At 55.0% G+C, this 15,936-nt stretch carries 14 protein-coding genes; 2 read left to right on the plus strand and 12 right to left on the minus strand.

Annotated elements, in window-relative coordinates; all coding sequences use genetic code 11:
- The first annotated feature begins 25 nt into the window (after positions 1–25).
- Positions 26–694: a GAP family protein gene (locus ACR0DT_RS13945; protein ID WP_480711330.1), complete on the plus strand. Its 669-nt coding sequence runs from the start codon at positions 26–28 to the stop codon at positions 692–694.
- Between the two features lie 165 nt (positions 695–859).
- Here ACR0DT_RS13945 and ACR0DT_RS13950 read toward each other — a convergent pair whose 3' ends face one another.
- From ACR0DT_RS13950 to ACR0DT_RS13985, 8 genes are all read right to left on the minus strand, one after another.
- Entirely contained in the window at positions 860–2,395 is a 1,536-nt protein-coding gene (locus tag ACR0DT_RS13950) for a M81 family metallopeptidase (protein WP_480711331.1), read from the minus strand.
- Positions 2,392–4,041, minus strand: a complete 1,650-nt coding sequence (locus tag ACR0DT_RS13955) for an amidohydrolase (RefSeq protein ID WP_480711332.1) — start codon at positions 4,039–4,041, stop codon at positions 2,392–2,394. The genes ACR0DT_RS13950 and ACR0DT_RS13955 overlap by 4 nt, the downstream gene beginning before the upstream one ends.
- Before the next feature lie 11 nt (positions 4,042–4,052).
- Complete coding sequence (locus ACR0DT_RS13960) at positions 4,053–4,976, minus strand: oligopeptide/dipeptide ABC transporter ATP-binding protein (RefSeq protein WP_480711333.1); 924 nt, start codon at positions 4,974–4,976, stop codon at positions 4,053–4,055.
- Positions 4,973–5,953 (minus strand): ABC transporter ATP-binding protein, encoded by a 981-nt coding sequence (locus ACR0DT_RS13965; RefSeq protein ID WP_480711334.1) that lies wholly within the window; start codon positions 5,951–5,953, stop codon positions 4,973–4,975. Before ACR0DT_RS13965 ends, ACR0DT_RS13960 begins: the two co-directional genes overlap by 4 nt.
- Complete coding sequence (locus ACR0DT_RS13970) at positions 5,950–6,807, minus strand: ABC transporter permease (protein WP_480711335.1); 858 nt, start codon at positions 6,805–6,807, stop codon at positions 5,950–5,952. The genes ACR0DT_RS13965 and ACR0DT_RS13970 overlap by 4 nt, the downstream gene beginning before the upstream one ends.
- A 12-nt stretch (positions 6,808–6,819) precedes the next feature.
- Positions 6,820–7,758, minus strand: coding sequence for an ABC transporter permease (locus tag ACR0DT_RS13975; RefSeq protein ID WP_480711336.1), 939 nt, complete (start codon positions 7,756–7,758; stop codon positions 6,820–6,822).
- Positions 7,759–7,844: 86 nt separating this feature from the next.
- On the minus strand, positions 7,845–9,410 hold the full coding sequence (locus ACR0DT_RS13980; RefSeq protein ID WP_480711337.1) for an ABC transporter substrate-binding protein: 1,566 nt from the start codon (positions 9,408–9,410) through the stop codon (positions 7,845–7,847).
- Between the two features lie 21 nt (positions 9,411–9,431).
- Complete coding sequence (locus ACR0DT_RS13985; RefSeq protein WP_480711338.1) at positions 9,432–11,408, minus strand: CocE/NonD family hydrolase; 1,977 nt, start codon at positions 11,406–11,408, stop codon at positions 9,432–9,434.
- Between the two features lie 129 nt (positions 11,409–11,537).
- Between ACR0DT_RS13985 and ACR0DT_RS13990 the strand changes: the two genes are divergently transcribed.
- Complete coding sequence (locus ACR0DT_RS13990) at positions 11,538–12,299, plus strand: helix-turn-helix transcriptional regulator (protein WP_480711339.1); 762 nt, start codon at positions 11,538–11,540, stop codon at positions 12,297–12,299.
- Between the two features lie 274 nt (positions 12,300–12,573).
- Here the strand turns inward: ACR0DT_RS13990 and ACR0DT_RS13995 are convergent, their stop codons facing one another.
- The 4 genes from ACR0DT_RS13995 to phnC are packed head-to-tail and all read right to left on the minus strand — an operon-like array spanning position 12,574 to position 15,897.
- Positions 12,574–13,512: an HAD-IIA family hydrolase gene (locus tag ACR0DT_RS13995; protein WP_480711340.1), complete on the minus strand. Its 939-nt coding sequence runs from the start codon at positions 13,510–13,512 to the stop codon at positions 12,574–12,576.
- A complete protein-coding gene (phnE, locus tag ACR0DT_RS14000) occupies positions 13,476–14,291 on the minus strand; it encodes a phosphonate ABC transporter, permease protein PhnE (RefSeq protein ID WP_480711341.1) in 816 nt (271 codons plus the stop codon). The genes ACR0DT_RS13995 and phnE (ACR0DT_RS14000) overlap by 37 nt, the downstream gene beginning before the upstream one ends.
- Positions 14,291–15,106 carry a phosphonate ABC transporter, permease protein PhnE gene (phnE, locus tag ACR0DT_RS14005; protein WP_480711342.1) on the minus strand — a complete coding sequence of 272 codons (816 nt, stop codon included), beginning with the start codon at positions 15,104–15,106 and terminating at the stop codon, positions 14,291–14,293. Before phnE (ACR0DT_RS14005) ends, phnE (ACR0DT_RS14000) begins: the two co-directional genes overlap by 1 nt.
- Entirely contained in the window at positions 15,103–15,897 is a 795-nt protein-coding gene (gene phnC / locus ACR0DT_RS14010) for a phosphonate ABC transporter ATP-binding protein (protein WP_480711343.1), read from the minus strand. The genes phnE (ACR0DT_RS14005) and phnC overlap by 4 nt, the downstream gene beginning before the upstream one ends.
- Between the last annotated feature and the right edge of the window lie 39 nt (positions 15,898–15,936).

A 15,936-nucleotide genomic window follows, 5' to 3' on the forward strand; every position in this document is an offset into this window, starting at 1 on the left:
GACAAAACAAGCTGGAAAGCCGCAAATGCTTGCCGCGTTTCTTGAAGCCCTGCCTGTCGGCCTTGGTATTGTCCTGGCGACGTTGCCGCTTGTCAGTGTGTCGCTGCTTCTTGCCGACCAACCGCGCAAGAATGCCTATGTCGCCTTTCTTGCAGGCTGGGTTTCCGGCGCGATCCTTGTCGGAAGCCTTGCAATTGCCGTTTCGGATCTCAGTACGCCCGGCCAAAACGCTCCGGCAGGGTGGGTGATCTGGCTTCGACTTGCTTTTGGGCTTGGCCTGATCGTGTTGGCTACCCGCAAGGTTCGAAACTGGGTCGCAGGGGGCGACTATGAAGCACAGCCGAAATGGATGCTTGCTTTCAAGCAGATGAAACCAATGAAAGCACTCGCCATCGGAGCAGGCTTGGCCAGCCTCAACCCGAAAAATGCAGCGCTGTTCGTTTCCGGCGCGTTAATCATTGCTGCCGAAACTTACACGCCCGCCTCTCAGATTTTGGCGATGGTGGCTTTTGCGACCGTTTCTAGCATCGGCTTAGCTCTTCCATTGGGACTTTTGTTGATGCTGGGGTCTCGTGCGGAAGTCACTCTGAAAAGCATCAACAAATTTCTAACTAAGTATAACGCTATAATCGTCTCCACCGCCTTGGCCGTGCTTGGGGTCATCGTCGCCTTCAAAGCGTTGGCAAAACTGTGAACACATCTTCGGCAGAACAGGACCAATTGGAGCTGACAGCCATTACCTATGTTTGTGGTCGCTTGAGGTGATGTTCAGGCCAACGGTGTTTCCAATCAGTTGTGTCAGTTTTTCAATGTCCCAACACAACGAGGCTGCATAGTTTCATACCTAAACAGGCATAACTCATAGAACGGAGAGTTTCTTTTTTCCGTCAAAATTGTGTTTATCAAAAACAGATCCACGGGACTTTGGGAGCCTCCTGTTGATACGGGTGTAAGGGATTTTATTGAGGTCGCAGAGGAAGGCACCCGGAGAGGAGACAGCAAAAACATCTCCTGCAACAGGTTCAAAATCCGCTCTGAAATGCGCAGTGCTCTTAACGCAAACCACCGAGTAATCCTCAGGGGTTAGTCCGATATGGGTAAAGTGCGCACGATCCAGACATTGGTTGCGTATGCTTGTGACGACAAGGTCTATATCGGCCTCGTGACCAACCAAACGCAGTGCCGCCGTTCTGCCCAGTGTTGCTACACCACCGCCATACATTTCTCCGGTATAGCGACAAGTGCCATCTCCCAAAGCCAGGACTTCAAACTCTGCTTTGACCGGCACGTGACCATCCAGATTGGACTTTGCACCGATCGCCAGATCGACCAGTGCCCCTTCACCCGCCTCATGGGCTAGTTGCGCACTTTCCGGATCATGGAACAAACCCATCAAGGCATTCTTCACTCCGCCATCAATAAGTGCTGCCATCAACCCGGTGGTATCTGAAGTACCGCCCGCACCAGCGTTGTCCTGGACATCTGCGAGAACAATGGGTTTTTCCCGTTTCTCACGACATTTCGAAACAGCGTCTTCCAGAGACAGCATCGAACAATCAATTTCCGCTTCCCGAGACTTAAACACGTCGACGATTGCTTTTGCGGCAACGGTGGCTTTTTGGTTCGTGTTCGCATAGGCAATGCAGGACGGACCGGTGTCAGAAAAGTCCGCCGCAGTGAATCCAAGCGCGATTTCGGCCAGAACTTCCTGCTGCTCAAAATTTATGGGCAACTGATAGATTTCGTCGAACGGTGCAGAACCCGTATGTTGGGCGTGCAGGGGGATAAGATAAGGCACCGGTTGGAACGCCTTATATAGTGGTTCACCCGCTAGCAGCTGCTGCAAGACAGGAACGCATCGTGCGCCCGTTTCTGCCATATCCAAGTGTGGATAGGTTCTGAAAATCGAAAGATAATCCGCATGTTCGACCATCTGGGCTGAAATGTTGGCATGTAGATCCAAACTTGCGACGAGTGGAACCTCGGGCCCCACAACTTCACGGACACGACGCAGAAGCTCTCCTTCACCGTCGGCAAGGCTTTCGGTGACCATTGCCCCATGGAGATCAAGGTAGATGCCATCAATGTGGCCCGCGTCGCGAATTCCGTCCAATAGCAACCCGCAAATCGTTTCAAATGCATGATCGGTAACATGAGCGGACGGCTCAGCAGAGCACCACAATATCGGGACAACCTCAATTCCCACTGCCTTTGCCGCCGCAGCAAAGCCAGCGACGGGAAGGTTCATGCCTTCGGTTTCCAAGGTAACCTGCGAACCGTGCAGCATTCCGGGCCAGGAATCCGCCATTTGAAACTCGTGCAGACCGGCCTTTGTCACACCAAAACAGTTAGTTTCATGCTGAAACCCTGCGATCGCAATACGCTTGGTTGTCATTTTGTAAGTTCGATTTCTTGTTCTTTAGATGCGGTGGCAAATACACTTTGGCCGTTGCGAATTGTTTCGAGCACCCGCGCATCTTTCAGGCGCTCCGGCGCGTGCAATGGATTGCGCGAAAGAACAGCAAAATCCGCAACTTTACCCGGTTCGATAGATCCGCGTTGATCTTCCTTGAACACCTGCCAAGCGGCGTCGATGGTCTGGGCACGCAAGGCTGAAAGAACGCTGATCTTCTGATTTTCACCAAGCACTCGACCCGAAACGGTTTGCCGGTTTACCGCGCAATGGGCCAAATGGATCGGACGCGTGGGTGTGACGGAGGCGTCGTTGTGAATTGTATACCGCACGCCAAACCGTTCAGCTGATGCCGCAGGTGATATCCGTTCGGACCGTTCAGGACCCAAGAAGGTGTCGTAGTGGCGATCTCCCCAAAAATAGACATGTGCGGGAAAGAAGCTGACGGTAAGTCCAAGCTGAGCCATGCGCTCCAATTGGTCATCCCGCAGGGCTTGGCCGTGGATGATGGTGTGACGATGATCTGCACGCGGAATCTTTTCGAGCGCTTTTTCGACCGCGTCGATGAACATTTGCGCGCCAGCATCGCCATTGCAGTGGCAATGGATCTGGAAACCCGTGCTATGGAGATTGCTGACGTCGGCATCCAACTTTTCTTGCGAGGTGTAAGCCATCCCGCAAGGATGTTCCGGATCTGTCGGTTTGAAATATGGAGCAGACAGATACGCCGTTTGCAACTGAAAGGCTCCATCTGTGAACAGTTTGCGCGGACCCAGAGTGAAATGTTGATTGCCGGGCCAATTCGCACCGACCCAGCGTGTGGACAATTCTGGCTCAAGACTCCCTACGGGTAAGAGTTCTATGTCAATTCCTGGATCTTGATCAGCGGGCAGGCTGGCGAAGTGATCCAACATGGTTTGCGACGCCCAGGCATTTTGGGCGTAGGTCACCCCGTAAGACAGGTATTCGTCGCGACAGGCATCAAAGCCTTGCCAGAACCTTTCGCGATCAATCAGGAAATCGGTGTCGCCCATTTCACCCATGGCCGATAACCCTTCGATCAATCCGGTCAGGGCTCCGGTTTCGGGATCACGACCAAAGCGGCCTCCCTCTGGATCAAGTGTTTGGCGGTCTACGCCACGTCTTTCCAACGCAAAAGAATTAGCTGCGCCATTGTGGCCCGACGCATGAATAACCCAGATTGGATGACGCTGCGATACTTCGTCCAGCTCGGCCCGCGTCGGCATCCGACCTTCTTGAATGGACGTATTGTCAAACGACACCCCCATGACCCACTCACCCTCGGGTGTTGCGTCGGCCTTTTTCCGAAGTCTGTCCAGCGCCTGATCCACATGCTCGCAATCCCCTAAAGGAGGCGAAGAAAGGTCAACGCGGAACAGTCGGATGAACCCGGGGTCCGGAAAATGCCCGTGTGGATCGATAAAGGCAGGCATCAGAGTGCGACCCTGTAGATCGTGCTCGGTTGAATCCGCAGGCATATGCGCGCGCAAGTCAGTTTCAGAGCCCACAGCCTGAATTCTGTTTCCTGTGGTCAGAACCGCCTCAGGTGAAGAGTTCTGCGCATCCATCGTCAGGATTGTGCCGTTGAAATAGAGTGTGCTTGGCATTGAATTTCCTATCACGACAGCGGGGCCAGACAACGCAGCCCGTGGCCGCCGTCGACTTCCCATTCTGGGGTCTGCGTGCAGATGTCCCTGGCAAAAGGACAGCGTTCGCGGAATTCACATCCCGAAGGGCGCTTGAGCAAGCTGGGAGGTTCACCTTTGAGGGCAATCCGTTCCAATCGCGCATCTGGATCGGGCTCTGGGTTGGCGCTCAGAAGACAGCGCGTATAGGGATGGCGCGGATCGTTGAAGATCGCTTCAGTCGTACCTTCTTCAACCAAACGACCCAAATACATGATGCCCATTCTGTCGGCCACGTGGCGCACGACGCTGAGGTTATGAGTGATGATGATCATCGCCAAACCCAGCCTTTCGCGCAGGTCGTTGAGCAGGTTTAGCAACTCGCCCTGCACCGACACATCGAGACCAGCGGTCGGCTCATCCGCCAGGATCAGTTTGGGTTCCAACGCCAACGCGCGTGCGACGCCCACGCGCCGTGCCTGACCACCTGACAACTGATATGGATAACGATCTGCAAAATGCGTCGGCAGGTTCACCATTTCCAACAGGCGTTTGGCCTCGGCATCCAGATCGCGGTCCTTCATGCCCTGAATGCGGTAGGGCTCGGTGATCAGGCTACGGATGGTCAGACGTGGTGAAAGGCTTCCGACCGGATCTTGAAACATCATTGCCATGTCTTTGCGCAGCGGGCGCATGACGCTTTCCGGGGCGCCTCGAATTTCCTGGCCTTCGAACGTGACCGATCCGTCTTGCGCTGGCGCAAGTCCCGCAATCGCGCGAATAACCGTCGTTTTGCCTGAACCACTTTCACCAACCAGTGCGTAGGTCTCGCCGGGTTCTACGGTAAAGCTGACACCTGCCAGAACATTGACCGGCCCATAGCTGGTTTTAAGGTCCGCGACGTTCAGCAAGCTCATGTTGTGACCTCCTCGTGGTTCAGCCAGCAAGCGGCGTGATGGCCTTCTTTCAATTGCTCCAGTGGCGGTACTTCGGTGGCACAGCGCGCCATGGCTTGATCACAACGGTCTCTGAAAATGCAGCCCTGCGGCAGGTTGGCCAGATCGGGCACTTCGCCTGGAATAGTTGGCAAAACGCGGGCGCGCTCTTTGATGTGACCGGGGTCACATTCGATCAGTCGACGCGTGTAGGGGTGTTTGGGATTGTGGAAAATCTCACGCACCTCTCCGCTTTCGACAACCGCACCGGCATACATCACCACCACCCGGTCGCAGAGCTCTGCAATCACGCCCAGATGGTGCGAAATGAACAGGATGGCACAATGAAACTCGCGCTGCAGCTCTTGTAGTCGCTCAATGATCTGCACCTCAAGCGTCGCATCCAGCGCAGTGGTCGGCTCATCTGCGATTAGAAGGTCAGGCTCGGACATCAAGGCCATCGCAATAGCGATCCGCTGGCGCATACCGCCCGAAAATTCGTGCGGATATTGCTTCAAACGCGCTTCTGGATCGGGAATGCCGACAGCGCCCAGCATCTTGGCTGCGTGGGCCAATTTGTCCGCTTTTGACTGTTTGGAGCGGTGCTGAATGTCCAGCATCTGCTGCCCGATAGTGAGAACCGGATTATGCGTTTGCATCGGGTCCTGGAAGACAATGGACATGTCCGCTCCGCGCAGGTCGCGCATATGTCGTTCCGAGGCCTGCAACAGGTCTTGTCCCTTGAACCTGATCTCTCCCTCGCGGAACCGCGTATTGGGTGCGGTCAGCCGCAGGATCGATGAGATCAAAGTGGATTTCCCGCAACCGGATTCCCCGACAATGCCGACGATTTCACCTTTGTTGACGTCGAAGGTGATGTCCCTCAGGGCCTTGAGATCACCCCGGCCCGTTTCGTAATCGACGCTAAGGCGGTCGATTTCCAGAAGAGTATCAGTCATCGCTGTTTCCTCAGTTTCGGATCAACCACGTCGCGCAGGCTTTCACCCAGGAAGGTGAACCCAAGAGTCGCCAGAATGATCGATAGGCCCCCTCCCACAACAAGCCACGGCGTTTGGCGGATCAGGGAATAGCCGTCCTTGAGCAATGCTCCCCAACTGGGGGTCGGAGGTTTCACGCCCAGACCCAGAAAGGACAGGCCAGCTTCGAGCGCGATGACCGTGGGGATATCCATGGCTGCCAGCACCGCCAGAACACCGATGATATTGGGCAACATATGCACACCCAAGATGCGCGCCATGCTGGCCCCCATTGACCGCTCGGCCAGAATGAACTCCGAGTTGCGCAAGGTCAGCGTCTGGGTGCGCGCCACGCGCCCATAGGTCGGGATCGAAGTTGCCATAACCACAAACACCACCGTTTGCAGGCTGGGTCCGACCAGCGCTACAACGGCCAGAGCGAACATCACCGTCGGAAAGGAGCGAATGGTATCGAAGAACAGCATCAACAGATTGTCGAGCCATTTCGGCCCATATCCGGCTATCATGCCCAGTGTCAGGCCAATTGCCATCGCACCGAAAACGGCGGGCAATGCCACCTTCAGCGCGACCTGACCTCCTGCAATCACACGCGAAAACGTGTCGCGCCCCAGTTGGTCGGTGCCCAGAAGGTGCGCGGCGGACGGACCTTGCATGCGGGATTTGATGTCCATGGCAATCGGGTCATAGGGAACGATCCAGGCCGCGAATATCGCGCAGAACACAATGATGCCGACAATGATCAAACCCATGAGACCAAGCGGGTCGCGAGAGACCCCGACTATGATCTGGCCAAGTTCGGAACGAGATTTTTCCATCACTCACCCTCCTCAATGAACCGTACGCGCACGCGGATCGAGTAGCGCATTGATCAGATCAGCCATTGCTGTCGACACTACGAACAACGCCGTTGAGATGAGGACTGAGCCCATCACAATCGGGTAGTTGCGGGTGGTAATGCTATCGATAACTAACTTGCCCAGACCCGGCCGGGCAAAGACGATTTCTGCAAAAACAGCCGAGCTGAGAAGAAAGCCCATCCCGACACCGATCACGGTAACCACGGGCAAAATGGCGATCCGCAGCGCGTAGACCATGACCACGCGACGTTCAGCGATGCCAAAGGCCCGAGCCGTGCGGACATGGCTTTCACCCATGACCTCTAGCATCGAGGCTCGCACCAGCCGGGCAATATAGCCAACCCAACTGAGCCCTATGGCGAAGGCCGGCAGGACCAAATGATTGAGACGATCCCAAAATCCTTCTCCGGCACCGATGGCGGGAAACCATTGTAGGTGCACAGCGAAAACCAGAAGGGCCAAGAGCGCGACAACAAAGGCCGGAGCGGCGACGAAGCTGACAGATACTGCTGCGGCGATCCGGTCGATCAAAGTGTTGGGATGTGCAGCCGCATAGGCACCAAGCGCAATTCCCAGGCTTGCAGACCACACGATCGACGCAAAAATCAGTTCCAGCGTGAATGGAAGTTGCTGGAATACAATCTCGGTCACGGACCGGCCCGAGAAAACATCGGTTCCAAGGTCACCCTGAAGAAGGTTCCCATAGAAGATCAAAAGTTGTTTCCAGATCGGTTGATCTAGCCCCAGCGCCGCAGTGAGTTGGGCCTGAAGCTCGGGCGTGGCGCGCGGACCCAGCATGATTTGGACCGGATCGCCGGGCACGGCGCGGATCATCAGGAACATGACGGTTACCGCCACGAACAGGATGAGCAGCGACAGCCCGAAGCGACGGGTTGCGAAATTCAGCATGGCCAACTGGCTCCTTGTGGCTTGGTGGCGTTGTCTTTGGTGCGGCGAACGTCAACCGCCCGCCGCACTCGGTCGACCCGGGGAGATCAGGTCGCCTTGCCGAAATAGCGAAGCAGGGACAGGCCATCTGGCCGCAGCGCAGGAATGACGCGCGCGCTGTGAATGACCGGTGTGGCCTCGTGGGTGATGAAGCGATAAGCGCCGCTTTCCTCCATCAGGTCCTGCGCGCGTTGATACATTTCCGCTCGCTTTGCGATATCAATTTCAGCCGCCGCAGTTTCATGAATTTCGTTGAATTCAGAATTGTTAAACCGTTCCCAGTTCCACTTTCCGATCTGTTCAGGTGTGAACCACGACGTCGCATAATACGGATCAGGCGTCATCGAATAGCGGTTCAGAACAAGCTGCAGGTTCTCATTATCGCCAGACGCCCAGAACGCCCCGGATTCCAGAACGTTTACTTCAACCGTGATCCCGATCTGCGCCAGTGTCGCTTGAATGATCTGTGCAGTTGTAGTGAACGTCGTCTTGTTCAGCGTGTCGAGGGTCAGCGTGACATTGGTCTCACCGGATTCCGCAAGCAGCTGCGCCGCTTTCTCAAAATTTGCCTCTGGCGGTACAAGTGAAGACGGCCGGTGCCCAGCAAGACCTGGCGCAATGATACCGGTTGAAGGTTCAGCAGCACCAAAATATGCCGCTTCCAGAATGCTGGGTACATCCACCGCGTGCTGAATAGCCTGCCGCAGTTTTTGATTTTGCAGCTTCGGATGATCGACGTTCATCCCCATCCAGACGTAGTAAAGCGAGGGTTTCTCAACCAGAGATCCGCCATTGGGAACCCCGGTGCGATAACGTTCGACTGAACCCAGCGACACGCGGGTCACATCCAGCTCTCCTGCCTCAAATGCAATCTCGGCGGTGTTTTCATCGTCGATCGGATAGATCTCGACGGTATCCCAAGTGGGGGCATCCCCTTTCCAGTCAGGGTTGCGCTTGAGAACCGTCTTTTCCTTGGGTGACCAACTGTCCCGCAGGTAAGGCCCGGACTCTGCCACCGGATCGGCACCGATCCGACCACCGGCAGCTTCGACCGCCGCTTTTGAGACGATATTGCCGGTAATGTAAGGCAGGGCAATCGACCAGATCGGTGCGAATGGTTTGTTTAGAACGATCGTTCCTTCGCGTTCACCGGTTACATCGACATGACTGAATGGCCCCAAATCGGGCTTGTTCGGACTGTCGGTCGCGTCGTCCACGATCCGTTCCATACTGAATTTGACGTCGTCTGCGGTCATGGCGCCAAAACCGTTGGTGAATCCGATGTCGTCACGCAATGCGAACTTGATATGAGTCGGGTCGACCTGTTCGATCATCGTCGCCGCATCCAACTGCCAGCCCCATTCCTCGCCCGGCTTGTACTGGATCAGCTTATTGTAGATCGAGGCATGTACTTCTTCTTCAACGACACCGACTGAATGGGCCGGATCCATGTTCTGCGCATCACCATAGGCTCGCACCCGCAGAACACCGTCATCGGCCGCAAACGCGCGGTTTGCCCAGCCCATCGGCAGCGCTGTAGCCGCTCCAAGTGCGGTTGCGCCTTTCAAAAATTTCCTGCGACCAACATTGGCCTTTGTCCATTCGATCTTCATGATTTCCTCCCTTGGATTAAGTTAAAGAAGTCCGCGCGGAATGATTTCAGACCATTCCTTTGTCAGAACTTCGGTTTCATCTGCGCCTTCCGTGGCGCGTAGTCTGCGGTAAAGGTAGAAATTCTGCGTGTCGCAGCTCATGCGGCATTCGGTCGAGATGGCGACCTGCCAATCTACCCGCTCAAAGGTAAAATTCCAGGCAGTCTCGAAACGCGCGGTCGACGGATCTTCGGGGTAAATGCCGTAGTGCATACGTACGTCGCTGCCGACAATCAGATCGTGGTATGGATCGCGTGTTTTACCGTAATCATCGAACGTCTCCAGAACCACCCGGCCGTCTTCAGTTACGGTCTGTTCGGATTGCGCCGCAGGCGCACGCAGTTGCTCAGCAGCAAGAGCCGGAAAATCCTGGGCCGGACCAGGTTCAGAGGCTTGCATTTCTTGCGCAACTTCGCGCACCGGCAACTGCAGAGCGCAGTTTTGCAAGTGCAAAATCACCTCGGTAGAATTCGGCGCCGGCCAGACAATCGGCCAGTAGGACGTCGCCAGGGCCAGCCGCAACACGTGACCCTCTCGCAGCCTGTGAGCGCATTCATTCAAAGCGATCTCGGCCTCGTAGATCTCTCCGGGCTGTAAGGTTTCAGGCGTTTCATGACTGCGGTAGTGACAGAGGTTCAGCGACCGATAGCTGATACGTTGTGAAACACCCTCGGGCGACACGTCGCACAGTCGCGCAACAAGCTGGGCGACAGGCTGAGCCACTGAAAATTGAAACTTTAGTTTAGCGCGCCCCAGTAACTCCAGCGGCGATTGCAATGGCGCGCTGTCAAAACAGACCGACAAGGCGTCATCGCTTGATTGATCTCCGGGAAGTTCATTGTCGATCCGCATGCCAGCACAGAAATACCCGCTTTGCATGCCAACATGGCAAGGCGACGCGATAGCTAGGGAGCCAGGGCCTGGGCTTTGGGAAAATCCGTCAGCCGTCAGATACCAGGTCTTTTCAGATACGTGCGGCGACGGCCAGCTAGCTTCCGCAATCCAACGACCTTGCCGCGGGCCATTTTGCGGCGTCGGATTAAAGTGTTCTTGCATATATGTCCGGTACGCAGGCAGGTCCTCAGCGCCGTTCTCTTGCCCTTTTAACCAGCGATCAAACCAGCCGATGACTTCGGAATGAAAATCCGCGGGGTCAAGTTTCGAGATATGAGGATACCGATGTTCCCACGGTCCGATGACGGCCTTGCATGGGACCCTCAGGTTTGCGGCCAATGCCGGAGGGGCATTTACATAAGCATCTGCCCAGCCTGTGATCGCCAAAACAGGAGCTTGAATAGCGGACCAATCCTCGCAGACAGAGCCATACCTCCAATAGGCGTCACGGGTTTGGTGTCGTAACCAATCTGCAGCCGAAAACGGGACGTTTTGTAGTCGAGCCAGCCAGTCCTCTCGCCAATCTGCACGCAGGTCCGGGTCAGCGGGCCGGGTCAGATAAGCAAACATCTGACTGCCCCAATTCATATTGTCACTCAGCAGGCACCCACCCATGAAATGGATGTCATCCGCATAGCGATCCACAGTCGAGGCAACACTGATCACAGCCTTTAAGGCTGGTGGTTGGCGAAAGGCCAGCTGCAAGCCATTAAATCCGCCCCACGAAATTCCGATCATCCCGACATGGCCGTCACACCAATCCTGAGCGGCGATCCAGGCTATGACCTCCTCTCCATCGCGCAGTTCCTGCTCAGAGTATTCATCGTCGAATTGTCCTTCGCTGTCCCCGGTACCGGCTATGTCGACCCGGACGCAGGCATAGTCCGCCTCAGCAAATACTGTGTGTGTTGTTTCATCTCTCGGCGCTGTGCCGTCGCGTTTGCGGTAGGGTAGGTATTCCAGAATGGCTGGTGCAGGGCCCGTCTCGGGCAACCAGAGACGCGCGGCAAGCCTCCGCCCATCTGAGAGAGTGATCCATGTGTTTTCGATGGTTTGAATTGGCATCTGGAGGCTTGTCTGTTGCGAGCTGATGCCGAAGAAGAAACCAATTTGCAGGGAAAACAAATTGTGCGATCTTGTGCGAATTGATGCTACTTGTCGCAAAATAGCGTCAATACGCGAAAGGTATTGCTTGTGTCAGAGTTTTTTTCCGCCAACCTAAAGTCGCTATGCGCAGAACACGGCAATATTTCGCAGATTTGCCGTGATATCGGCGTCAACAGGCAGCAATTCAATCGCTACCTGAATGGCTCTAGCCTGCCCTCGGCCCACAACATGCGCCGGATAGCGCGTCATTTCGACCTGACCGAGGCTGAGCTTTTCGCTGATACAGCAAGCTTCGAACGAATGCTAAAGGGCGTCCTGCCACAAATCGGCAAAACGCCCACAGACGCGTTTCTGGACCCGTTTCGGGGTCAACAGAAAAACCTCAGGCGGTATGCCGGGTTCTATCATTCTTATTTCTGCACGCCTTCCTGGGAAGGAAAGATCTTCTGTTCGTTGATCCGCATTCAGGAGATCGATGGCCTTTTCACGATCCGTTCCCGGGAAATTGCCACATCAACAGATAAAAGCACGCATCAGATTTCGCGCTATGCTGGTTTGGTGACAATGCGTGGAAACAGGATTTTCGTGACTGAACACGAGCTCGCACGCGAAGGCAGCGTTGCCAATACCATCTTGTACTCCGCGCACCGCCAGCAGTTGAAGTACCTGCGAGGAATGACCATGGGCGTCGCATGGCGACCATACCCACATCCCTACGCTGCGAAAACAATCTGGAAACGCTTGCACGAGCGCGTATCAGCGCGGGAAGCAATTGCCGCTTGTGGTATCTATCCAATCCAGAGCAATAAGATCGATCCAACCGTCAGAAAGCATCTGACCGAAGCTTGAACCGACCTTTCATCGCATATGGTTTTGCGTTTTCATCGGGAAAACGTGTGCCGCAAAGTGAATTCCCTCTGTTGGAACTCCTAGCTACAGTTTGCCCTTCTTGATTGCCCTGCGGGTATTGGGCACCAAAGCAGGGCTTTTTACGCACCGCACTACGCGCGTATGTCTGAACCAATGCTGCACTGACCAACTCTGCTGGAAGCATTGTCCCTTATCCCGCCTCAAGAACGGTTCTTTTGATAATTCCGGCTCATTAAAATGAACGCTTAAAGACTCAAGGCCGGGTCACGACAAAGTCCGGCACTATCTGTGCCTGCTGGATTGCTGCTCTGACGTCATGCCCAGCGAAAAAGCCATAACCTGAGATGAGTGCGGAAACTACACCGGCGTTACGCGCGCCTAGAATGTCAGTATGCAGGCTATCACCAACCATCAGAACTCGGCATTTGTCGACTTGCCCAAGACGTTGGAAAGCAAGATCATAGATATTGCGGAAAGGCTTTCCATAGAATTGCGGAACAACTCCCGTTCGGTCTGCCAAGCGGTGTGCGAAAAGACCAGGTTCCTTGGAAAACCCATATTCGCGAGGGGCAACAATGTCCGGGTTGCCAACCAACACCGGGCGGGGGCGTCTCAGCAATGCGGTCTCCAACATGGCTTGTCGTTCATCCGTCCATGCCGCAGACCCGATCATGAGGAACCCGTCAACAGTTTCGTAGAGCTGCGGGTCATCCTCCAGATAGGACAGTTTCAACCCCTCCAAGTCGCGAAGGCCGGCGCTGGGGGTCGCCATCAATCCCCAGTGCAGTCCACTTTGACCGTTTAGCTCAGACAACAATGTGGCCCGGCTGGTGATCACGTCCTGCGGCGCAAAGTCGTAACCAAGCCTTGAATACTTTTTCAAAAGAGTTGCGTGGGGAAACCCTGCGGCATTCGACACGACCAGAACACGCTTGCCGGCGGCTTTCAGGGACCTGACCCGATCTGGTGTGTCTGGGATCGCCGTATCACCAATATTAAGAACTCCGAAAGCGTCGAGAAGGAACACGTCGAACTCATGAGCCAAGTCCTCTAGCGTCTCAGCCTGACGATAGCTAACTTCAGTATTTCTGGTTTCCGGAAGGCGGTGTCGTATAGCCTCGTAGGCATCAAAAGCCTCTTGCGCAGAGAAATCGGTCAAATGATCGCCCCTCGAACTTTTGCCGAGACCCATTCACTGATCATAACTGCGACCAGAATGACAATCAGGATTAGGCTGACTTGTGGCCAAGCCAGAACGTTGAGCGAAGCCGACAATTGCAACCCGATGCCCCCGGCGCCAACCAACCCCAGAACCGTAGACTCGCGGATGTTGATGTCCCAACGGAAGACTGCGATGCCTGCAAAAGCAGGTAGGATTTGCGGAACGATCCCATAAGCCATCACCTGCCAACGCGAGGCACCGGTCGCCGTGATCGCTTCGACCTGAGTGTGGTCTATTTCCTCAATTGCTTCATAAAGAAGCTTTGCACAAAACCCGATCGAACGAATGGCGATTGCTATGACACCAGCAAAGACGCCCGGACCAATAATCGCGATCAACAGTAGCGCCCAGATTAGCGAGTTGATTGAGCGGGTAGAGACAATGATCAACAAGGCAATTGGCCGGACGAACAAAGTCGACGGGGTGGTGTTGCGTGCCGCCAGAAATGCCACCGGTACCGCCATGAACAAGGCGATGATAGTACCCAGAGTGGCTATGTTCAGGGTGTCCCAAATTGGGCGGCCCAGTTGGGTGATGTAGTCCCATTTGGGAGGCGTTGCCCGGGTCCATATATCGTTGGCAATGCGAGGCGCATCCCAGACAAAAAACCAAGTCGTCGATTCCGATATGAGCTGCCAGCAGTAAACGAAGACCGCGACGCCCAAAAGCCAGCCGAACCATCGAACCAGACTCTGACCGGTCGTACGCCGGCGCCAAATTTGCGCATCGTCGCGTTCAAGGACCGGCATTACTGAACCCTCGCGCGGATAATTCCCGAAAGGTATTCAAGTGCCATGACGATCCCAATGATGAGGATAAGTATGGCTGCTGCTGTGTCGTATTCATAGCGATCAAACGCAGTGTTCAAGGTCGCGCCAATTCCGCCCGCTCCCACCAAGCCGAGTATTGCGCTTTCCCGGAAATTGATGTCGATCCGGTACATGGAAAGCCCGACAAGCCGCGGCATTACCTGCGGCTGAACTCCATAGTTGATCCATTGTGGCCACCGGGCGCCAGAAGCTTTGATCGCCTCGGCCTGAACCTTGTCCATGGCTTCGATATCTTCGGCCAGAAGTTTAGAGAGAAACCCGATAGTAGCGAAGGAAAGCGTTAGAAATCCGGCCAATGGACCAAAGCCGAAGATAGCCACCAGCAAAATGGCGACAATGATCTCTTGCAAGGCCCGACTTATCGCAACAATACCTCGGCAAATCATGTATATTGGCAATGGCGCGATATTGCGTGCAGCTCCCAGCCCAATCGGGATCGATATCAGGATGCCCACGACCGACGCGGCCACGGTCATCACAATACTCTCCAGAAGGCCGCTCCAGATATCTGTCCATCGCGAAATGAAGTCCGGGCTGGTAAACGCAAGTACAAATGCCCATCCCCGATCCAACCCCTCGTAGACCCGGCCCCAATCAACTTCGATGGTCATGAAGGCCGCAATCAGGTAGGCGAAAAAACCAAGAAATAATGCCCAGCGGAGCAAGGGATTTTTGACAAAAGCGGGCTTGCGCCAGCCTTTTCCAAGCATGTCATCTAGTTCTCGATGACTCATTCTGCAGCCTCGACATCTTCATCTTCGTCCACTTTTTCGATGGTCGCTTCCCAGTCTTCCTCTCCATAAATCTCGGTTAGCTTGTCAGGGGTGAGGCCCGTAGGCAGACCATCGTAAACGATTTCGCCAAACCGAAGGCCGACGACGCGGGGAACAAACATCTGGGCAAGTGCCACGTCATGAATGTTGATGATCGCGGCCAGCCCGCGCTCATCACACAACTCGGTTACTAGTCGCATGATCTGACGGCTTGTTTTCGGGTCGAGCGACGCAGTTGGCTCATCGACCAGCAGTAGTTTCGGGTTTTGAATCAAGGCGCGGCAGATGCCGACCCTCTGGCGTTGACCACCAGACAGTTCGTCCGCCCTTTTGTCAGCCATGTGTAACAGCCCGACCCGATCCAGCAGACGGAAGGCCTCGTCAACATCCGACTGCGGATACCGCCGCAGGAAGCTACGCCAGAACCCCACATATCCCAGCCGTCCCGACAAAACATTTTCCATTACCGTGAGGCGTTCGACCAAGGCGTATTCCTGAAAGATCATGCCCATCTCGCGGCGCGCCTTCCGCAATGCGCCAGACCCGAGTTTGGTCAGATCGACATCATCCAAAAGGACACCACCGCTCGTGGGTTCGACCAGACGGTTAATACAGCGGATCATGGTCGATTTGCCCGCGCCCGAGGGCCCAATCAACGCAAGAACCTGTCCTTTAGGCACCTCAAGATCAATTGCTTTCAGAGCTTGATCTCCGGTCTTGTAAGTTTTCGTCAGCTTTTGAAGACGCAGCATAAAATGCCCCTGATAAGGGTGGACAGCGGGCCAGTTTAG

It is taken from the genome of Ruegeria sp. BI11, from assembly GCF_056538005.1.